The sequence below is a fragment of the Ancylobacter sp. genome (genome assembly GCF_965249975.1).
Taxonomy (GTDB): Bacteria; Pseudomonadota; Alphaproteobacteria; order Rhizobiales; family Xanthobacteraceae; genus Ancylobacter.
The window spans coordinates 212,918-237,101 of the sequence record NZ_CBDFNE010000020.1 but is presented as its reverse complement, the minus strand read 5'-3'; the positions used below and the strand labels follow the sequence as shown (position 1 = coordinate 237,101).

Sequence of the window (24,184 nt, the reverse complement as noted above, 5' to 3'; positions counted from 1 at the left end):
TTTTCCACCCCCCCGGGGCGCTCCGCGCCCCGGGGCTCCTTGCCGCGCCGCAACGGGGCAGGAGACCCGCCCAGCGGCCACCCTCGCCTTTAATACCAGAGCGCCGACCGCCGCTTAGCCGTTAAGCGAGCCGTTCGCACCACCCGAATACCTCCGATTGTTGAGCCCCCAAGCGGCCCACAGGATCGGATGGAAACACACAAAAATCGACACCCTCAACTGTTGGCATTCGTTGCACATTCCGCGCTGGGCAGCGTAGAACGGTACCCAATTATGCGCGGCCGTGAGGCGAATTCGCCCGCGGTCGAAGCCGAAAAACAGTGCGGGGTACGTTGAGTGGCTGGCTTGTTGAAAGCACGCGCAGCGCGGCTGTGTGCGGGTGTCGCCGCACTGTCTGTGTTGGCGCATGTCGCCCCCACCGGCGAGGCCCGGGCCGACAGCGTCGTCGTCACCGACCAGAGCGGCTTCACGGCGGCCGTCAACGCAGCCATCGCCAGTGGTCAGCCGGACATCATTACCGCCCAGGGCGGAAGCACCTTCGTCGCGGGAGCCGACTGGACGCTGCCGGGCGCCGGCACCACGCTGAACCTGACGTTTAACACCTCGCCCTTCGATATCGGCACCGCGGGTGGGGACGCCACGCTCACGCTCCAGTCCGGCTCGGTCCTCACGCTCAACACTACAAGCGGCAGTTCGGCGGGCCGCCTCGAGATCGGCAATGGCGGCACCGGCACGCTAAACATTGACGGCGCCACCATCCAGGTGAACCTGGCCGACACCAGCACCGCGCCGGGAACGTCGATCGGCCGCATCTGGGTAGGCGGCGGCGCCACCAACACGACAGGCGGCACCGGCACCGTCAACATGACGGATGGCGAACTGCTCTATGTCGCCAATGCCGGCAGCCTGAACTATGGCGGCCTCGCCATCGGCCGCGGCACTGGCGTGACCGGCGCCTTCAACCAGTCCGGCGGCACGGTGCGCTTCAGCAGCGTCGGCAGTCTGGATCTCGGCACGCAGGGCGGCACAGGCACCTACTCCCTCTCGGGCGACGCGGTGTTCGACGCCTCGTCGGGCGGAATGACCGCCTATATCGGCTCGCGCACGTCCGGCGCGGGAGGAAGCGGAACCACTGCCAGCGGTACGCTCACGATCTCCGACAACGCGCAGTTCTCGATCACCACTGGCAGCTTCACCGGCGGCCAACTCTATGTCGGCGATTCCAAGGGTTCGGGCACCATCACCCAGAACGGCGCCGGTTCGGTCGTCACGCTGGCGCTCGTCAATCCCATCCGCTTCGGCGGCGATAACAGCAATTACGGCACCGGCGGCACCGGCACCTACAACCTCAGCGCCGGCACGCTCTCGGTGCAGAATGCCGGTGGCTCGCCGCAGCTGATCTTCGGCGCCGCCTCGGGGGGTACTGGTACCTTCAATATCTCGGGCGGGTCCGCCAACGTGGCGACCACGCTCATTCTCGCCAGCGTCTCCGGCTCCACCGGCACGGTCAACCTGACCGGCGGCGCGCTCACGCTTTCGGGCAGCAGCTATCTCTCCTTCGGTTCCGGCACCGGCACCTTCAACCTCGATGGCGGCATTTTTACCGTCGGCGGCACCAACGGCATTCGCGGCACCGGCGCGTTCAATTTCGGCAATGGCACGCTGAAGGTCGGCTCGACGCTGACCACCTCGAACGCCATGACGCTGAAGACGGGCGCAACAGCGACCGTCGACACCAACGGCAACAGCGCCACCCTCTCGGGAATTCTGTCGGGCAGCGGCGGGCTGAACAAGACCGGCGCCGGCACGCTCACCCTTTCGGCCGTCAACACCTATACGGGCGGCACCACGCTCACAGCCGGCACGCTGCAGATCGCGGCCGACAGCGCGCTCGGCGACACGGCCGGCGGGCTCATCTTCAATGGCGGCACGCTCGCGACCACAGCGACGTTCAGCTCGACGCGCGGCGTTACCCTCACCGGCACGGGCACACTCTCGCCCTCCACCGGCACCACGCTCACCCTCTCGGGCATCGTTTCCGGCACCGGCGCGCTCACCAAGTCCGGCGCCGGCACGCTGGTGCTTTCGGGCGCGAATACCTATCACGGCGGCACCACCATCGCGGGCGGCGTGCTGGAGATCTCGAACGTCGGCAATCTCGGCACCGGCACGCTCGCCATCGGCACCGGCACGCTGGCCACCACCCAGACCCTGACCTATGCCAGCGGGGTCTCCCTCACCGGCAACAGTTCGTTCACCCCTGCCGCGAGCACGACGCTCACCCTTTCCGGAGTCCTCTCCGGCACCGGCTCCGTCAACATGGCCGGCGAGGGAACGCTGGTGCTCTCCGGTGCCAACACCTATTCCGGCGGCACCATCCTCTCCGGCAGCGGCACGCTGCAGATTTCCAGCGACGGCAATCTGGGCGACGCCTCCGGCGGCGTCACCCTCGACGGCAGCACGCTGGCCATCGTTGCTAACTCCATCACCTCCGCCCGCAGCTTCACCGCGGTCGGCACCAGCGCCATCAATGTCGATACCGGCCTGACTCTCACCCTCACGGGCAGTGTCTCCGGCTCCGGCTCCGGCTCCTATCGGAAGACCGGCGCGGGCACCCTCATTCTGGCGGGCGCCGACACGCATGTCGGCGGCACGACCGTTTCCGCCGGCACGCTGCAGATCGGCAATGGCGGCACCTCCGGCAGCCTGGCCGGCGATGTCACCAACAACGCGGCCCTGGCCTTCAACCGCTCCGACAGCGTCACATTCGGCGGCGCGATTTCCGGCAGCGGCTCGGTGACGCAGGCGGGCACCGGCACGCTGATCCTCTCCGGCACCAACACCTATAGCGGCGGCACCACGGTTTCCGCCGGCACGCTGCAGATCGGGGCCGACAGCGGGCTCGGCAACGCGTCGGGTGGCCTCACCCTCTCCGGCGGGACGCTGGCGACGACGGGCACCTTCAGTTCCAGCCGCAATGTCACGCTGACGGGCACCGGCACCTTCAGCACGGCCACCGGCACCACCCTCACCCTTTCCGGGATGATCTCCGGCAGCGGCACGCTGACCAAGTCCGGCACCGGCACGCTCACCCTTTCGGGCCTCAACACCTATACCGGCGCGACGACGGTTTCGGCCGGCACGCTGGCGCTGAGCGGCGGCGCCTCGCTTTCCGACACGGCGCGCCTCACCATCGGCACTGGCGCGACGGTCTCGCTGGCGGCCAACGAGACCGTGGGCTCGCTGGCCGGAGCCGGCACTCTCGCGCTGGGCAGCAGCACGCTCACCACCGGTGGCGACAATACCGATTCGACCTACTCCGGCGCCATGTCCGGCACGGGCGGCCTGACCAAGACCGGCACCGGGACGCTGACGCTCAGCGGCATCAGCCCCGCGACCGGCACGCTGACCATCGCCGCCGGCACGGTCAACGTGACCGGCCTTGCGACCGGGCCGGTTGCTGTTCAGAGCGGCGGGACGCTGACCGGCACCGGCACTGTCGGAAACGGTCTCAACTCCGTTGTGGTGTCCAGCGGCGGCACGCTTCAGGGCACGCAGGGCGCGGGCCTGTCCATCGCGCGCGACCTGACGCTCAATGCCGGCGCCCAGGTGAATGTCACGCTGGGCGATGCCGCCGTCGGCGGCGTGTTCGACGTGGACAACAACCTGACGCTGGACGGCACGCTGAATGTGACCGAGGCGGCGGGTTTCGGTACCGGCGTCTACCGCATCTTCACCTATCGAGGCTCTCTCACCAACAACGGCCTTGATGTTGCACCGTTGAGCGACGGGCTCACCGGCACCATCCAGACGTCGGTGCCGCAGGCGGTCAACCTCGTTGTCGACGGGGTGGATGCGACGATCCGGTTCTGGAACGGCACGACCACGACGGCGACGGGCACGGTCGAAGGCGGCGCCGGCAACTGGACAGCGGACGGCACGACCAACTGGACCAACGGCCTCGGCAATACCGCACTGCCCTGGAACAGCGGTTTCGCCGTGTTCCAGGGCACGGCGGGCACGGTGACGGTGGACAATGGCGCCGGCACGGTCAGCGCCAGCGGCCTGCAATTTGTCACCTCCGACTATGTGGTGACGGGCGGACCGCTCACGCTGACCGGCTCCACCCCGGCGACGATCCGCGTCGGCGACGGCACCACGGCCGGCGCCGCGACGTTGGCGACCATCGCCAGTGAACTGACCGGCACGGCCGGACTGCAAAAGACCGATTACGGCACGCTGATCCTCACCGGGGCCAACATCTACAGCGGCGGCACGACGCTCACCGCCGGCACGCTGCAGGTCAGGGCCGACGCCAATCTCGGCAATGCGGCGGGCGGCCTTACCTTCAATGGCGGCACGCTGGCGACGACGGCGAGCTTCACCAGCGCCCGCACGGTGGCGCTGGCCAGCACGGGCACGCTGAACACCGCCGACGCGACCACCCTCACGCTTTCCGGCGTGATCTCCGGCGATGGCACGCTCACCAAGTCCGGCACCGGAACGCTGGTCCTGACCGGCGCCAACAGCTTTACCGGCACGATGGCGGTTGCCGCTGGCACGCTCGAGCTGAGCGGCGGTGCCGCTCTGGCCGATGCCGCACGGCTGGCCATCGAAACCGACGCCACCGCGTCGCTGAATGCCGACGAGACGATAGGCGCGCTCACCGGCACCGGCACGCTCGCGCTCGGCAGCCACAGCCTTACCCTCGGCGGCACCGATGAGAGCTTCACCTTTGGCGGCGCCGTCACCGGCACCGGCGGCCTCACCAAGACCGGCACCGGCACACTGACCCTTGCGGGCGCCAGCAGCGCCACCGGCACGCTCAATATCACGGCCGGCACGCTCAACCTCACCGGCAGCTTCGCCGGCGGTGCGGTGACGAGCAGCGGCGCGACGCTGCGGGGCACCGGCACGCTGGGCGGCACCGCGCAGGTGCAAAATGGCGGCACGCTCGCGGGCGTGCAGGGCGACAGCTTCACCCTGGGCGGGCTGGTGCTGTCCTCCGGCTCCACAGTCGCCGTGACGCTCGGCACCAGTGCCGGGGTCTTCGATGTCGCCGGCGACCTGACGCTCGACGGCACGCTTGATGTGACGCAAGCGGCGGGCTTCGGCACCGGCCTCTACACCGTCATCAGCTACTCCGGCAGCCTCACCAATAACGTCATCAATCTTGTGCCGCTCACCGGCGGCTATGTCGGCGAGGTGCAGACTTCGGCACCGGGCAAGGTCAACCTCCTCGTCGACGGCACGGTCTCGACCATCGAGTTCTGGAACGGCAGCACCACCACGGCGTCGGGGACCGTCACCGGCGGCAGCGGCACCTGGACGGCGGGCGGCACCACCAACTGGACCAACAGCGCGGGCTCGGTGGCGCAGGCCTGGAATGGCGGCTTCGCGATCTTCGAGGGCACCGCCGGCACGGTGACGATCGACGCCAGCGACGGGGCGATCACCCCCACGGGGCTGCAATTCGTCACCTCGGGCTATGTGGTGACCGGCGGCGCGCTGACCCTTTCCGGCAGCGCACCGGTGAAGATCCGTGTCGGCAGCGGCGCGGTCAGCGACGCGACGATGGTGACGACCATCGACAGCACGCTCATCGGCTCCGGCGGGCTGGAGAAGACCGATTACGGCACGCTGATCCTCACCGGCAGCAACAGCTATAGCGGCGGCACCACGCTCTCCACCGGCACGCTGCAGGTCAGCGCCGACGCCAATCTCGGCGACGCGGCGGGCGGGCTCATCCTCAATGGCGGCACGCTGGCGACAACGACGAGCTTCACCTCGGCGCGCAATGTCTCGCTCGCCAGCTCCGGCGCGCTCGACCCGGCCGACGGCACCACCCTGACCCTTTCCGGCGTGATCTCAGGCAGCGGCGCGTTGACCAAGACCGGCACCGGCACGCTGGTGCTGACCGGCGCCAACACCTATACCGGGCTCACCACCATCGCCGCCGGGATCCTGCAGATCGGCAATGGCGGCACCACGGGCTCGCTGGTCGGCAGTGTCGTCAACGATGCTTCGCTGGTGTTCAACCGCTCGGACGATGTGACCTATGCCGGCGCGATCACCGGCACCGGCAGCCTCGTCAAGACCGGGGCCGGCACGCTGTTCCTCACCGGTAGCAATGATTTCTCCGGCGGAACGACGATTTCCGCCGGGCGGCTGGAAATCGGCGACGGCACCAGCGGCTCGCTCACCGGCAATGTCGTCAACAACGCCCAGCTGGCGGTGAATGTCGGCTTTGCGACAACGACGACCTTCTCGGGCAATATTTCCGGTACCGGCAGCTTCGAGAAGAAGGGCGCCGGCACCTATGTCCTGACCGGGACCAACACCTATACCGGCGGCACCACCGTGACGCAGGGCAACCTGACCATCGGCGACGGCACCAGCGGCAGCTTCGTCGGCAATGTCACGATGACGGGTGGGGCGCTGAACTTCGACCGTGATGATGATATCGCCTATTCTGGAAACGTCACCGGCACCGGTTCCGTCCAGAAATATGGCAGCGGCACGCTTACGCTGACCGGAAATTTCTACGCCACCGTGGTCGCGGTCCGCGAAGGTACGTTGCAGATCGGCGATGGCGGCACGACCGGTGATGCGGGGTATATCCGACTCGCCTATGGCACAAGGGTAGTCTTCAACCGCTCGGACACCCTGACGTTCACCAGTCTTATCGGGACGCTGGGCACTCTTCCGACCGAACCTTCCGTCATTCAGAACGGGACGGGCACGCTTGTTCTGGCCTATGCTGGCGCCAACACTTATGCGGGCGGCACAGGCTTCAATGCCGGCACGATCCAGGTCTCGCGGGACACGCTTCTCGGCAATCTGAGCGGCGGACTGTTCTTCAATGGCGGCCGGCTGGCGACCACCGCCAGCTTCTCCACCGCCCGCGCCCTCACCTTCACCGGCACCGGCACGATCGCCCCCTCCGCAGGGACCGCGCTGACCGCCACCGGCACCACATCCGGCGCCGGCCGGCTGGTGATGGGCGGCGCCGGCACGCTGGTTCTGACCGCGACCAATACCCATACGGGCGGCACCGAGGTCGCGTCCGGCACGCTGCAGGTCGCGGCCGACAGCAATCTCGGCGGCGCCAGCAGCGCGCTCATCCTTTCCGGCGGAACGCTGGCGACCACGGCGAGCTTCAGTTCGGCCCGCGCGGTGACGCTCAGCAACACGAGCACGTTCAACACCGCCAGCGGAACGACTCTGACCCTCTCCGGCGCCATTTCCGGCAGCGGAACGCTCACCAAGACCGGCACCGGCACGCTCGCCCTTTCGGGCACCAACAGCTCGACTGCCGCGACGAGCGTCTCGGCCGGCGCGCTGACGCTGAGCGGGGGCAATGCGCTGGCCGACGCCGCGCGCCTCACCATCGCCTCCGGCGCCAGCGTCACGCTGACCGACGCCAGTGAGACGGTCGGCTCCCTCGCGGGGGCGGGCACGCTCGCGATGGGCAGCCATAGCCTCACCGCCGGCGGCGACAACACCGACTCCACCTTCTCCGGCGTGATCTCCGGCAGTGGCGGCCTGACCAAGACCGGCACCGGCACGCTCGCGCTCTCGGGCGCCAACACCTATACCGGCACCACGACGGTCTCCGCCGGCACGCTCTCTGGCACCGGCAGTGTGGCGGGCGTTGTGCAGGTGGCCTCCGGCGCGGCGCTCTCCGGAGCGCAGGGGGCGGGCCTCACCATGGGCGGGCTGCAGCTCGCCTCCGGAACCAACGTCAATGTGACGCTCGGGACCGCCGGTTCCGGCACCGTGTTCACGGTGAATGGCGACCTGACGCTGGACGGCACGCTGAACGTGACGCAGGCGGCGGGCTTCGGCACCGGCGTCTACAGCATCATCAGCTACACCGGCACCTTGACCGACAACGGCATGGAGGTGACCCCGCTCACCGACGGCTTCACCGGCCAGTTGCAGACCTCGGTGGCGGGGGCGGTCAACCTCATCGTCGACGGCACCGACCCGACCAACCGCTTCTGGAACGGCAGCACGACCTCCCCGACCGGGACGGTGGTCGGCGGCAGCGGCACCTGGACGGCGAGCAGCGGCACTACCAACTGGACCAACGGCCTCGGCACCGTCTCGCAGGCCTGGGATGGCCGCTTCGCCATCTTCTCCGGCACCGCAGGCACGGTGACGGTGGACAACAGCGCCGGCACGGTCAGCGCCACCGGCCTGCAATTCGTCACCTCGGGCTATACAGTGACGGGCGGCACGCTGACGCTCGCCGGCACCGGGCCGACCCTCATCCGCGTCGGCAGCGGCGTCGTCTCCAGCGCCGGCACGGTGGCGACGATCGCCAGCGTGCTCACCGGCACGGGCGGACTTGAAAAGACCGATTACGGCACGCTGATCCTCTCCGCCGCCAACACCTATACCGGCGGCACCACGATCTCGACCGGCACGCTGCAGATCGGTGCCGACGCCAATCTGGGCGACGCGGCGGGCGGCCTCATCCTTTCCGGCGGCACGCTGGCAACCTCCGCCACGTTCAGTTCCGCCCGCGCGGTGACGTTCAGCGGCACCTCGGGAATTGCCGCCGCCACCGGCACCACGCTCACCCTGACCAGCGCGATCTCCGGCACCGGCACACTCGCCTCCTCGGGCGCCGGCACGCTGATCCTCTCCGGCGCGGTGTCCGGCACCGGCGGGCTGGCCCAGACCGGCGCCGGCACGCTGATCCTCTCGGCCAGCAACACCTATACGGGCGGCACCACCTTCGCGGCCGGAACGCTGCAGGTCGCGGCCGATGCCAATCTGGGCGATGCCTCGGGCGGCCTCACCTTCACCGGCGGCACGCTGGCGACGACGGGGACCTTCTCCTCCGCCCGCGCGATCACCCTGAGCGGCAACGGCGCGATCAGCCCCGCGACCAGCACCACGCTGACCCTGTCCGGTGTGATTTCCGGCACGGGCAGCCTCACGGCGTCCGGCGCCGGCACGCTGATCCTGTCCGGCGCCAACACCTATTCCGGCGGCACGTTCGTGACGGGCGGCACGCTGCAATTCTCTTCCGACGCCAACCTAGGCAGCGCGGCGAGCGGGATAACGCTCTCCAATGCGCTCTTCATCGGTGCGGGAGCTGTTCCCTCCAGCGCCCGGTCCATCACGCTGACCGGCTCGAACACTATTAGACCATTGGTTGGCGTACTCGCCCTGAGCGGCACCATCTCCGGTTCGGGAAGTCTGACGGCAAGCGGCGCTGGCCGCCTTGAACTTTCCGGCACAAATACCTACGCCGGCGGAACGAGCTTGACTTGGGGTACGCTACGGATTTTCGCCGATGCCAATCTGGGAGACCCCTCTGGCGGTTTGACGCTGTCCGCCGGCACCCTGGAGACGATGGCGACCTTCAGTTCCGCCCGCGCAATTACGCTGTCCGTCAACACAACAACAATCACGCCGGCTGCGAGCACCACCCTGACCCTATCAGGCGTTGTGTCCGGCGCCCGGGGGGTCATCAAGGGCGGGGGGGGAACGCTCGTCCTCACCGGCACCAACACCTTTCAAGGCGGGACAACCATCAACGCAGGTACCGTGCAGGTTAGCGCCGACGCGAATCTCGGCGTCACAGGCGGCCTCGTGATTAATGGTGCCTCGCTGGCGACGACAGGGACCTTCAGCTTCAGCCGCGCCGTCACGCTCACCACGTCAGGTACATTCGACACCGCCGACGCCACCACTCTCACCCTCTCCGGGGTGGTCTCTGGCACCGGCGCGCTGGTGAAGACCGGCACCGGCACTCTCGCCCTGACCGGCACGAACACGTATACTGGCGACACCACGGTTTCCGCCGGCACACTGCAGATCGCCGCCGACAACGCGCTTGGAAGCCCTTCCGCCGGCCTCACCCTCTCCGGCGCTACGCTGGCAACGACCGCCAGCCTCACTTCCGCCCGCGCCGTGACGCTTACCGGCAGCGGTACGTTCAACACCGCCGCCGGCACCGCCCTGACGCTTTCCGGGGTGGTCTCCAGCACCGGCGCGCTGGTGAAGACCGGCACCGGCACGCTCAGCCTGTCCGGCGCCAACACCTATTCCGGCGGCACGACGGTTTCCGCCGGCACGCTGGCGGTAACCGGGAGCATCGCCGGCGGGGTGACGGTCTCGGGCGGCACGCTCGCCGGCACCGGCAGCGTGGCGGGCACCGTACAGGTCGCCTCGGGCGGCACGCTCGCCGGCACGCAGGGCAGCGCCCTGACCATGGGCGGACTGCAGCTCGTCTCCGGCTCCAACCTCAACGTCACGCTCGCCACCAGCTTCTCCGGCGGCGTGTTCACGGTGAATGGCGACCTGACGCTGGACGGCACGCTGAACGTGACACAGGCCGGTGGCTTCGGCTCCGGCGTCTATACCTTCATCAGCTATACCGGCAGCCTCACCGACAATGGGCTTGAGGTAGCGCCGCTCACCGGCGGCTACACGACGCAGGTGCAGACCTCCGTGGCGGGGAAGGTGAATCTGCTGGTCAGCGGCGGCGCCGCGACGGTGCTGTTCTGGAACGGCAGCACGACCACCGCCACCGGCACCATCCAGGGCGGCACCGGCACCTGGACGGCGGGCAGCACGACGAACTGGACCGACAGCACGGGCAGCGTCTCCGAGGCGTGGAACGGCAGCTTCGCGGTATTCTCGGGCACCGCCGGCACGGTGACGGTGGACACCAGCGCCGGGGCCGTCAATGCCACCGGCATGCAGTTTGTCACGTCCGGCTACACCGTCTCGGGCGGGACGATCACGCTCACCGCACCGGCCACCATCCGCGTCGGCGATGGTACCGTGTCCGGCGCGAGCACGACCGCGACCATCTCCAGCATCCTCGCCGGCACGGCGGGGCTGGAGAAGAGAGATTACGGCACGCTGATCCTCTCCGGCGCCAACACCTATACCGGCGGCACGACGATCTCGGGCGGCACGCTGCAGGTCGCGAACAACGGCAATCTCGGTGATACGACCGGCGGCCTGACCTTCAATGGCGGCACGCTGGCGACGACGGCGTCCTTCACCTCCGCCCGCACCATCGCCCTCACGGGGGCGGGCACGTTCTCTCCCGCCAGTGCCACGACACTGACCCTGTCCGGCGAGGTCTCCGGGACCGGCGCGCTCACCAAGTCCGGCGCCGGGACGCTGATCCTGTCCGGGACCAACACCTATACCGGCGGCACGACGATCTCCGCCGGCACGCTACAGGTCAGCGCCGACGCCAATCTGGGCGCAGTGGCCGGGCTGACGCTCGCGGGCGGCACGCTGGCGACCACCGTGACCTTCGCCTCCACCCGCGCCGTCACTCTGAGCGGCGGCGGCACGATCAGCCCCGGCAGCGGCGCGACGCTGACCCTTTCAAACGTCATTTCCGGCTCGGGCGGCCTGACCAAGGCCGGCACCGGCAGCCTGACCCTGTCCGGCACCAACACCTATAGCGGCGGCACGACGATATCAGGCGGCACGCTGACAGTGACCTCCGACGCCAATCTCGGCAATGCGGCGGGGAGCATCACGCTCGCCGGCGGCACGCTCGCGGCCACCAACTTCACTCTCACCCGCGCCATCGTGCTGAACGGCGGCGGCACCCTCAGCCAGGCCAACACCACGCTGACCGTGTCCGGCACGATCTCCGGCAGCGGCGGACTCACCAAAGCCGGCGCCGGCCGCCTGATCCTCTCGGGCACCAACACCTATACCGGCGGCACCACGATCTCGGCCGGCCCGCTGAGGATTTCCGCCGATGAAAATCTCGGCAATGCGTCGGGCGGAATCACCTTTTCGGGCGGCTCGCTGGAGACGATCGCCACCTTCAGCTCCGCCCGCACCATCACCATGACCAGCAATGGCACCATCGACACGGCCGATGGCACCACGCTGACCCTCTCGGGCGCTATCAGCGGCAGCAGCCGCAGCCTCACCAAGACCGGTACCGGCACGCTCGTGCTCTCCGGCACCAATACCTATACGAACGGCACGACGATTTCGGGCGGCACCGTGCAGATCGGCGCCGATGCCAATCTCGGCAATAGCGGCGGCTCCATCACCTTCAACGGTGGCACGCTGGCGACGACCGCTAACATAAGTTCCAACCGCGGCGTGGTTCTCACCGGCATCGGCACCTTCAACACCGCCACCGACACGACGCTCAGCATCAGCGGGGTGGTCTCCAGCACCGGCGCGCTGGTCAAGACCGGCACCGGCACCCTGACCCTGTCCGGCGCCAATACCTATTCCGGCGGCACCACGGTGTCCGGCGGCACACTGAGGATCGCGGCCGACAGCGCGCTCGGCGTCTCCACCACCGGCCTCGCCCTCTCCGGCGGCACGCTGGCCACGTTCGGCAGCTTCACGTCCGCGCGCGCCGTGACTCTCACCGGCGCCAGCGGGCTCGATACGGCCGCGAGCACCACCCTGACGCTCTCCGGCGTTCTCTCCGGCACGGGCAGCCTGACCAAGACCGGCAGCGGCACGCTCACCCTGTCCGGCGCTAACACCTATTCCGGCGGCACCACCGTTTCCGCCGGCACGCTGGCGGTGAATGGCAGCATCGCAGGCGGGGTGACGGTCTCGGGGGGCACACTTTCCGGCTCCGGCAGCGTGGCCGGCACGGTGCAGGTGGCCTCGGGCGGCACGCTCACCGGCGTGCAGGGAAGCGGCCTCACCATGGGCGGGCTGGAGCTCGCCTCGGGCTCCACTGTCAACGTCACGCTCGGCAACACATTCGCCGGCAACGTGTTCACGGTGAATGGCGGCGTGACGCTGGACGGCACGCTGAACGTGACGCAGGGGGCAGGCTTCGGCAACGGCCTCTACACCGTCATCAGCTACACCGGCAGCCTCACCGACAATGGCCTTGATGTGGCGACGCTTTCGGGCGGCTACAGCGCCGAGGTGCAGACCTCGGTGGCCGGCAAGGTCAACCTCATCGTCAGTGGCGGCACCTCGTCGACGCTGTTCTGGAACGGCAGCACCACCACCGCCACCGGCACCATTCAGGGCGGCAGCGGCACCTGGATAGCGGACGCCACCACCAACTGGACCGACAGTGCCGGCACCGCGTCGCTGGCCTGGAACAGCGGCTTCGCGGTCTTCGCGGGGACGGCCGGCACGGTGACGGTGGACAGTACGTCCACCGCCGTCAGCACGGTTGGCATGCAGTTCGCCACCTCCGGCTACACCGTGTCGGGCGGCACGCTCACGCTGGCCGGTACCGGGCCGACCCTCATCCGCGTCGGCGACGGCACCGTTTCCGGCGCGAGCACGACCGCGACCATCGCCAGCGTGCTCGCTGGCACGGTGGGGCTGGAAAAGAGCGATTACGGCACGCTCATCTTGTCGGGCACCAACACCTATACCGGCGGCACCACGCTCGCGGCCGGCACGCTGCAGGTCGGCGCCGACAACAATCTGGGCGGCACCGGCGGCCTCACCTTCAATGGCGGCACGCTGGCGACGTCCGCGACGTTCACGTCCGCGCGCACCGTCGCCCTCACCGGCGCTGGTACCCTCGCCCCCGCCACGGGCACGACGCTCACCTTGTCGGGCGTCGTCTCGGGCGCAGGGGGACTCATCAAGTCCGGCGCTGGCACGCTGATCCTCAGCAACACCAGCAACACCTATACCGGCGGCACCACGATCTCGGCCGGCACGCTGCAGATCGGCAACAACGGCAATCTCGGCAACGCGTCGGGCGGGATTACCTTCACCGGCGGCTCGCTGGCGACGACGGCAAGCATCACCGTTGCCCGGACAGTCCTGCTGAACGGCAACGGCACCTTCACCCCGAGCACCGGCACCACGCTGACCGTGTCCGGGGTGATCTCAGGCACCGGCAGCCTCACCAAGTCTGGCGACGGTTCGCTCTCCCTCTCGGGGACCAATACCTATTCGGGCGGCACGTCGGTGACCGGCGGCACCCTGACGATCAGCGCCGACGCCAATCTGGGCAATGCGGCGGGCGGGCTCACGCTTTCCGGCGGCGCCACCCTCGCCACATCGGGCGCCGTGACGTCCGCCCGCACGGTCGCTCTGAACGGCAACGCCACCCTCTCCATCAATGCCACGACCACATTCTCCGGTGCCGTCTCGGGAACGGGAGGGTTGACCAAGAGCGGCACCGCGACGCTGATCCTGTCCGGCACCAACACCTATAGCGGCGGCACCACTGTCTCCGCTGGCACGTTGCAGATTTCATCCGACGCCAATTTGGGCGACACGGCCGGCGGGCTCACCTTCACCAGCGGCACGTTGACCACGACGGGCACCTTCAGTTCCGCGCGCACCGTGGCCCTGAACGGCAACGCCACGATCAATACCGGATCCGCCACCACGCTCACCCTGTCGGGCGTCGTCTCAGGTTCCAGCCGCCTCACCAAGAGCGGCGCCGGCACCCTCGTTCTCTCCGGCAGCAACACCTACACCGGCGGCACCACCGTCTCCGGCGGAACGCTTCAGGTCGGCGCCGACGCAAATCTGGGCACGGGCGCGCTCACCCTCTCCAACGGCACGCTGGCGACCACGGGCACGTTCAGTTCCAGCCGCGCCGTCACGCTCACCACCTCAGGCACATTCGACACCGCCACCGGCACCACCCTTACCCTTTCCGGGGAGCTCTCCAGCAGCGGCGCGCTGACCAAGACCGGCGCCGGCACGCTCGTCCTCTCCGGGACCAACACTTATTCCGGCGGCACAACGGTCTCTGCCGGCACGCTGCAGGTCGCGGCCGATAGCGGACTCGGCAACGCGTCGGGCGGTCTCACCCTTTCCGGTGGCACGCTGGCCAGCACGGCGACCCTCACCTCGGCGCGCGCCGTCACCCTTACCGGTACGGGCACACTCTCGCCCTCGACCGGCACCACGCTCACCCTCTCCGGCATCGTTTCCGGCACCGGCGCGCTCACCAAGTCCGGCGGCGGCACGCTGGTGCTTTCGGGCGCGAATACCTATCAGGGCGGCACCACCATCGCGGGCGGCGTGCTGCAGATCTCAAGCACCGGCAATCTCGGCACCGGCACGCTCGCCATCGGCACCGGCACGCTGGCCACCACCCAGACACTGACCTACGCCAGCGGCGTCTCCCTCACCGGCAATAGTTCGTTCAACCCTGCCGCCAGCACGACGCTGACCCTGTCCGGGGTCGTCTCCGGCACCGGCTCGGTCAATATGGCCGGCGAGGGAACGCTGGTGCTCTCCGGCGCCAACACCTATTCCGGCGGCACAATCCTCTCCGGCAGCGGCACGCTGCAGATTTCCAGCGACGGCAATCTGGGCGATGCCTCCGGCGGCGTGACGCTCGACGCCAGCACGCTGGCCATCGTTGCTAACTCCATCACCTCCGCCCGCAGCTTCTCCGCGGTCGGCAGCAGCGCCATCAATGTCGATACCGGCCTGACCCTCACCCTCACGGGCAGCGTTTCCGGCGCCGGCTCCTATCAGAAGACCGGCGCGGGCACCCTCATTCTGGCGGGCGCCGATACGCATAGCGGCGGCACCACCATTTCGGCCGGCGCGCTGCAGATCGGCAATGGCGGCACCTCCGGCAGCCTGGCCGGCGATGTCACCAACAACGCGGTCCTGGCCTTCAACCGCTCCGACAGCTTCACATTCGGCGGCGCGATTTCCGGCAGCGGTTCGGTGACGCAGGCGGGCAGCGGCACGCTGATCCTCTCCGGCACCAACACCTATAGCGGCGGCACCACGGTTTCCGCCGGCACGCTGCAGGTGAGCGCCAGCGAGAATCTGGGCACCGGGACGCTCACCCTTGCCGGCGGCACGCTGGCGACGACGGGCACCTTCAGTTCCAGCCGCAATGTCACGCTCACCGGCACCGGCACCTTCAGCACGGCCACCGGCACCACTCTCACCCTTTCCGGGGTGGTCTCGGGCGGTGCGCTGGTGAAGTCCGGCGCGGGCACGCTCGTCCTTTCCGGGACCAACACCTATTCCGGCGGCACCACGGTTTCCGCCGGCACGCTGCAGATCGGCGCGGATGGCGCGCTCGGTAGCGGGGCGACGACGGTCGCGGCCGACGCGGCGCTGGCCTTTGGCAGCGGCACCAGCGTGGCGAACGCTCTTGTCGTCAACACCGGCGTTACGGCGACGCTCAATGTCGCCTCCGGTTCGGCAACGCTTGCCGGGGCGATTTCCGGCGCAGGTGCGCTGACGAAGACGGGGGCCGGCACGCTGGTCCTCACCGGCGCCAACAGCTCTTCCAGCACGCTGACGATCACTGAGGGCACCCTCACCGCCGGGGCGGCGGGCGCGCTCTTCAGCAGCGCGGCGGTCAGCATCGCCGACGGCGCGACGCTGAACCTCACCGCGAGCCAGACCGTCGCCGGCCTGAGCGGCGACGGCACGGTCACCACCAACACCTACCGGCTCACCCTCGACTCCGCCACCGACAGCACCTTCAGCGGCACCCTCACCAATACCGGCAATAGCTGGAACAGCTCCTACGGCACGTTCAGCAAGAGGGGCAGCGGCGTCCTGACGCTGGCCGACGCCACCATAACCGGCGGCGAAGCCTATATCGAGGGCGGCTCGATCGCCGTCGCCAGCGGCACGACCGCGATCGACTATCTCGCGGTGGGCTCCGGCACCACATCCGGCACGGCGAACACCGGCACCCTCACCCTCACCGGCGGCACGCTCAATATCGGCGTCGCGCTGCAGGTCGGTGACTGGGGCGGCACCGGCACAGTGAACCAGACCGGCGGCACCCTTAACGTCCAGGGGAACTGCGGCGACGTCTCTCACTGCGCCAGCCTCAACATCGGCAATCAGGGCGGCACCGGCACCTACAACATCTCCGCCGGCACGCTCAATCTCGTCTCCGGCCTCCATAATCTCGGCCGCAGCACCGGCTCCCGCGCGGCGAGCAACGGCACGCTGAACATCAGCGGCACAGCGGTCGTCGTCCTGCAGACCGATGCAAATGGGCCGGCGAGCCTCGTGCTCGGCAATCGCGAGGTGGGCGCGAGCAATAACGGCACCGGCGCCATCTATCAGACCGGCGGCACGCTGACAGTCTCGGAGGGCTCGCACCTCTACCTCTCCGCCTATGGCAATGGCCGCTACGATCTGCTCGGCGGCACGTTGCAGGTGGGCGGCAGCGACGGGCTGGTGGGCAACTACACCGGCGGGGCCGGCTCCTATGCGTTCAATCTCGGCGGCGGCACGATCCAGGTCATCGGAGCCAATCTCGTCACCTCGGTGAATGCGACGCTCGTCGCCGAAACGACCGCCACCATCGACACCAACGGCTTCGGTGCCACCTGGTCCGGCGCGCTCTCCGGCGACGGCGGGCTGGCCAAGACGGGCACCGGGACGCTCACTCTCACCGGCTCCAACACCTATCTCGGCGGAACCACCCTCGCCGCCGGCACGCTGTCGGTCGGCGCGGATGCCAATCTCGGCGATGCGGCGGGGGCGCTCGTCTTCACCGGCGGCACGCTCGCCACTACGACGTCCTTCACCTCGAACCGCCGCGCCGACTTCACCGCCGATGGCGTCTTCGCCGTGGCGACCGGGACGACGCTCACCCTCACCGGCTCTCTGGAGGGTAGCGGCGCGCTCGTGGTGGCAGGTGCCGGCACGCTGGTTCTCACCGAAGACAACACCTATGAAGGCGGTACCGAGCTGAACGCCGGCACGCTGCAGGTGTCCAGCGAAGACAAGCTGGGTTATGGCGACCTGACTTTCGACGGCGGCACACTCAAGACCACCGCCACCTTCGCCTCGGGACGCAGCGTCACGCTCACCGGCGCCGGCACCTTCAGCACCGACGCCGACACCACGCTCACCCTGTCGGGCACTATCTCCGGCGACGGATCGCTCACCAAATCCGGCGCCGGCACGCTGGTGCTCTCCGGCAGCAACACCTATGGCGGCGGCACGACGATCTCCGCCGGGACGTTGCAAATCTCTGCCGATGCCAATCTGGGCAACACGGCCGGCGGGTTGACCTTTGCCGGGGGCACGCTCAGCACGACGGCAAGCTTCAGCTCCGCCCGCACCGTCGCGTTGACCAGCAACGCAACCATCGTCACGGCTGACGCCACCGCGCTCACCCTGTCGGGCGTCATCTCGGGCACGGGCTCGCTTACCAAGGCGGGCAGCGGCACGCTCGTGCTCACCGGCACCAACACCTATACGGGCGGGACGACGGTTTCGGCGGGCACGCTGAGCGTGGCGTCCGACGCCAATCTGGGCGGTGCATCGGGTGGGCTCACCCTCTCCGGCGGCACGCTGGCGACCACCGGCAACATCACCTCCGCCCGCGCCGTGACCCTGACCGGCAGCGGAACGCTCACGCCGTCCACGAACACCAACCTGACGCTCTCCGGCGTGATCTCCGGCACCGGCAGCCTCACCATGGCGGGTACGGGGCGGCTCACCCTCTCGGGCACCAACACCTATCAGGGGGGCACCACGGTCTCGGGCGGGACGCTGCTGATTTCGTCCGACAGCAATCTCGGCGCCGCTGCGGGCAGCCTCACTTTGGCCAACGGGACGCTCAATACCGGCAACAGCACATTCACCTCCACCCGCGCGGTGTCGCTGTCCGGCAGCAATACGGTGGCCACCACAGGGGCTGGCGCGCTCACCCTCAGCGGCACCATCTCGGGGGCGGGATCGCTCTCCAAGGGTTCCGCCGGCACGCTCATCCTGTCGGGGAGCAACACCTATAGCGGCGGCACCAGCCTGAGGTCCGGCACGCTTCAGGTCTCCGCCGACGCCAATCTCGGCGATGCGGCCGGCGGGCTGACGATGGCCGGCGGCACGCTGGCCACCACGGCCTCCTTCAGCTCGAGCCGCGCCCTCGACTTCACCAATGCCGGCACCTTCCAGGTGGCGGATGGCACCACCCTGACGCTCACCGGCGCCATCACCGGCCTCGGCGTCATCCAGAAGACCGGCACCGGCACGCTCATCCTCGCCGGCACCAATACCGAGAATGACGGTGGCGCCACCATCTCCGCCGGCACGCTGCAGATCGGCAATGGCGGCACCTCCGGCGTGCTGCTGGGCGATGTGAGCAATAACGGGGCGGTCGTCTTCAACCGCTCCGACGACACCTCCTTCTCGGGGTCCATGGATGGGTCCGGCGCGCTGACCCAGGCGGGCACGGGCACGCTGACACTGAGCTTCACAGGCAATTCCTATACGGGCGGCACCTTTGTCACCGCCGGCACGCTGCAGGTGGCCGCAGACGGCGCGCTGGGCGACACCTCCGGCGGACTGACGCTCTCCGGCGGCACGCTGGCAACCACCGCCACCTTCACCTCCGCCCGCGCCGTCACGCTGACCGGCACCGGCACCTTCGCCCCCTCCACCGCCACCACGCTGACCCTGTCGGGCGTCGTCTCCGGGGACGCCCTCTCCATGGCCGGCGCTGGCACGCTCGTGCTCACCGGCACCAACACCTATACGGGCGGGACGACGGTTTCGGCGGGCACGCTGAGCGTGGCGTCCGACGCCAATCTGGGCGGTGCATCGGGTGGGCTCACCCTCTCCGGCGGCACGCTGGCGACCACCGGCAACATCACCTCCGCCCGCGCCGTGACCCTGACCGGCAGCGGAACGCTCACGCCGTCCACGAACACCAACCTGACGCTCTCCGGCGTGATCTCCGGCACCGGCAGCCTCACCATGGCGGGTACGGGGCGGCTCACCCTCTCGGGCACCAACACCTATCAGGGGGGCACCACGGTCTCGGGCGGGACGCTGCTGATTTCGTCCGACAGCAATCTCGGCGCCGCTGCGGGCAGCCTCACTTTGGCCAACGGGACGCTCAATACCGGCAACAGCACATTCACCTCCACCCGCGCGGTGTCGCTGTCCGGCAGCAATACGGTGGCCACCACAGGGGCTGGCGCGCTCACCCTCAGCGGCACCATCTCGGGGGCGGGATCGCTCTCCAAGGGTTCCGCCGGCACGCTCATCCTGTCGGGGAGCAACACCTATAGCGGCGGCACCAGCCTGAGGTCCGGCACGCTTCAGGTCTCCGCCGACGCCAATCTCGGCGATGCGGCCGGCGGGCTGACGATGGCCGGCGGCACGCTGGCCACCACGGCCTCCTTCAGCTCGAGCCGCGCCCTCGACTTCACCAATGCCGGCACCTTCCAGGTGGCGGATGGCACCACCCTGACGCTCACCGGCGCCATCACCGGCCTCGGCGTCATCCAGAAGACCGGCACCGGCACGCTCATCCTCGCCGGCACCAATACCGAGAATGACGGTGGCGCCACCATCTCCGCCGGCACGCTGCAGATCGGCAATGGCGGCACCTCCGGCGTGCTGCTGGGCGATGTCAGCAATAATGGGGCGGTCGTCTTCAATCGCTCCGACGACTCCTCCTTCTCGGGGTCCATGGATGGGTCCGGCTCGCTGACCCAGGCGGGCACGGGCACGCTGACACTGAGCTTCACAGGAAATGCCTATACGGGCGGCACCTTTGTCACCGCCGGCACGCTGCAGGTGGCCGCAGACGGCGCGCTGGGCGACACCTCCGGCGGACTGACGCTCTCCGGCGGCACGCTGGCAACCACCGCCACCTTCACCTCCGCCCGCGCCGTCACGCTGACCGGCACCGGCACCTTCGCCCCCTCCACCGCCACCACGCTGACCCTGTCGGGCGTCGTCTCCGGGGACGCCCTCTCCATGGCCGGCGCTGGCACGCTCGTGCTCACCGGCACCAACACCTATACGGGCGGGACGACGGTTTCGGCGGGCACGCTGAGCGTGGCGTCCGACGCCAATCTGGGCGGTGCATCGGGTGGGCTCACCCTCTCCGGCGGCACGCTGGCGACCACCGGCAACATCACCTCCGCCCGCGCCGTGACCCTGACCGGCAGCGGAACGCTCACGCCGTCCACGAACACCAACCTGACGCTCTCCGGCGTGATCTCCGGCACCGGCAGCCTCACCATGGCGGGTACGGGGCGGCTCACCCTCTCGGGCACCAACACCTATCAGGGGGGCACCACGGTCTCGGGCGGGACGCTGCTGATTTCGTCCGACAGCAATCTCGGCGCCGCTGCGGGCAGCCTCACTTTGGCCAACGGGACGCTCAATACCGGCAACAGCACATTCACCTCCACCCGCGCGGTGTCGCTGTCCGGCAGCAATACGGTGGCCACCACAGGGGCTGGCGCGCTCACCCTCAGCGGCACCATCTCGGGGGCGGGATCGCTCTCCAAGGGTTCCGCCGGCACGCTCATCCTGTCGGGGAGCAACACCTATAGCGGCGGCACCAGCCTGAGGTCCGGCACGCTTCAGGTCTCCGCCGACGCCAATCTCGGCGATGCGGCCGGCGGGCTGACGATGGCCGGCGGCACGCTGGCCACCACGGCCTCCTTCAGCTCGAGCCGCGCCCTCGACTTCACCAATGCCGGCACCTTCCAGGTGGCGGATGGCACCACCCTGACGCTCACCGGCGCCATCACCGGCCTCGGCGTCATCCAGAAGACCGGCACCGGCACGCTCATCCTCGCCGGCACCAATACCGAGAATGACGGTGGCGCCACCATCTCCGCCGGCACGCTGCAGATCGGCAATGGCGGCACCTCCGGCGTGCTGCTGGGCGATGTCAGCAATAATGGGGCGGTCGTCTTCAATCGCTCCGACGACTCCTCCTTCTCGGGGTCCATGGATGGGTCCGGCTCGCTGACCCAGGCGGGCACGGGCACGCTGACACTGAGCTTCACAGGAAATGCCTATACGGGCGGCACCTTTGTCACCGCCGGCACGCTGCAGGTGGCCGCAGACGGCGCGCTGGGCGACACCTCCGGCGGACTGACGCTCTCCGGCGGCACGCTGGCAACCACCGCCACCTTCACCTCCGCCCGCGCCGTCACGCTGACCGGCACCGGCACCTTCGCCCCCTCCACCGCCACCACGCTGACCCTGTCGGGCGTCGTCTCCGGGGACGCCCTCTCCATGGCCGGCGCTGGCACGCTCGTGCTCACCGGCACCAACACCTATACGGGCGGGACGACGGTTTCGGCGGGCACGCTGAGCGTGGCGTCCGACGCCAATCTGGGCGGTGCATCGGGTGGGCTCACCCTCTCCGGCGGCACGCTGGCGACCACCGGCAACATCACCTCCGCCCGCGCCGTGACCCTGACCGGCAGCGGAACGCTCACGCCGTCCACGAACACCAACCTGACGCTCTCCGGCGTGATCTCCGGCACCGGCAGCCTCACCATGGCGGGTACGGGGCGGCTCACCCTCTCGGGCACCAACACCTATCAGGGGGGCACCACGGTCTCGGGCGGGACGCTGCTGATTTCGTCCGACAGCAATCTCGGCGCCGCTGCGGGCAGCCTCACTTTGGCCAACGGGACGCTCAATACCGGCAACAGCACATTCACCTCCACCCGCGCGGTGTCGCTGTCCGGCAGCAATACGGTGGCCACCACAGGGGCTGGCGCGCTCACCCTCAGCGGCACCATCTCGGGGGCGGGATCGCTCTCCAAGGGTTCCGCCGGCACGCTCATCCTGTCGGGGAGCAACACCTATAGCGGCGGCACCAGCCTGAGGTCCGGCACGCTTCAGGTCTCCGCCGACGCCAATCTCGGCGATGCGGCCGGCGGGCTGACGATGGCCGGCGGCACGCTGGCCACCACGGCCTCCTTCAGCTCGAGCCGCGCCCTCGACTTCACCAATGCCGGCACCTTCCAGGTGGCGGATGGCACCACCCTGACGCTCACCGGCGCCATCACCGGCCTCGGCGTCATCCAGAAGACCGGCACCGGCACGCTCATCCTCGCCGGCACCAATACCGAGAATGACGGTGGCGCCACCATCTCCGCCGGCACGCTGCAGGTCGGCGATGGCGGCACCTCCGGCAGCCTCGCCGGCAATGTGAGCGTGGACACGGCGCTGGTCTTCAACCGCTCCGACGCCGTCACCTTCTCGGGCGAGATTTCCGGCCAGGGTTCCCTGACGCAGGCGGGGACCGGCACGCTGACGTTGACGGGCGCCAACAGCTATACGGGCGGCACGACCATTTCGGCCGGCACGCTGCAGATCGGCGATGGCGGCACCACCGGCGCGATCACCGGCGATGTGACCAATAACGGCTCTCTCGTCTTCAACCGCACCGACGAGGTGACGTTCGACGGTACGATCTCCGGCACGGGGTCGGTGACGCAGGCCGGATCGGGCACCCTGACGCTCACGGCCGACAACCTCTATGCGGGCGGCACGCTCATTTCGGCGGGCACGCTGCAGGTCTCCTCGGACGCCAAGCTCGGCGACACGTCGGGCGGCCTGAGCCTTTCCGGCGGCGGCACCCTGGTCGCCTCCGACACCTTCTCCTCGAACCGCGCCATCACCCTCACCGGCACCGGCGCGTTCGCGCCCGTCGGCATCGCGACACTGACCCTCAACGGGATCATCTCCGGCACCGGCGCGCTCACCATGTCCGGCGACGGCACGCTGGTTCTGACGGCCACCAATACCTATGCGGGCGACACCACGATCGCGGCCGGTGTCCTTCAGGTGGCGTCCGACAGCGCGCTGGGCGGCGCCTCCAGCGCCCTTGTCCTCTCCGGTGGCACGCTCCAGACCACGGCCGACATCACGTCCGCCCGGGGCGTGACGCTGACCGGCGCCGGCACCTTCGCCCCGGACAGCGGCACCACCCTGACCCTGTCCGGCATCGTGTCCGGCACCGGCGCGCTGCTCCAGGCGGGCGCGGGCACGCTGGTGCTCGCCGACACCAACACCTATTCGGGCGGCACCAGCGTCCAGGCCGGCACCTTGCAGATCCACGCGGACGGCGCGCTCGGTGACGCCTCCAAGTCGCTCTCCCTGTCGGGCGGCGCGCTGGCCACCACGGCGTCGTTCACCTCCAGCCGCGCGATCAACATTGGCACCGGCGGGGGCACCATCGCGCCGTCCAGCGGCACCACCCTGACCCTTAGCGGCGTGGTATCGGGCAATCTCGGCGCTTTGACCAAGAGCGGGGCGGGCACGCTGGTGCTGTCAGGCACCAACACCTATCAGAACGGCACCACCATCTCCGCCGGCACCCTGCAGATCGGCGACGGGGGTACGTCCGGCCGCATCCTCGGCAATGTCGTGAACAATGGCGTCCTCGCCTTCAACCGCTCGGATGCCGTCACCTTCTCAGGCGTGATCTCCGCCGCGGGCGCGGTGACGCAGG

Annotated in this window: 1 protein-coding gene (only partly in view); it reads left to right on the top strand. The window is 69.1% G+C overall.

Annotation, left to right across the window (positions count from 1 at the left end):
- Window positions 1-348 precede the first annotated feature (348 nt).
- On the top strand, window positions 349-24,184 hold the 5' portion of the coding sequence (locus ACP2AH_RS19070; protein ID WP_425107254.1) for an autotransporter-associated beta strand repeat-containing protein. The gene runs 15,620 nt beyond the window's last position; 23,836 of the gene's 39,456 nt are visible here — the first part of the coding sequence; its start codon is at window positions 349-351; its stop codon lies beyond the right edge, outside the window.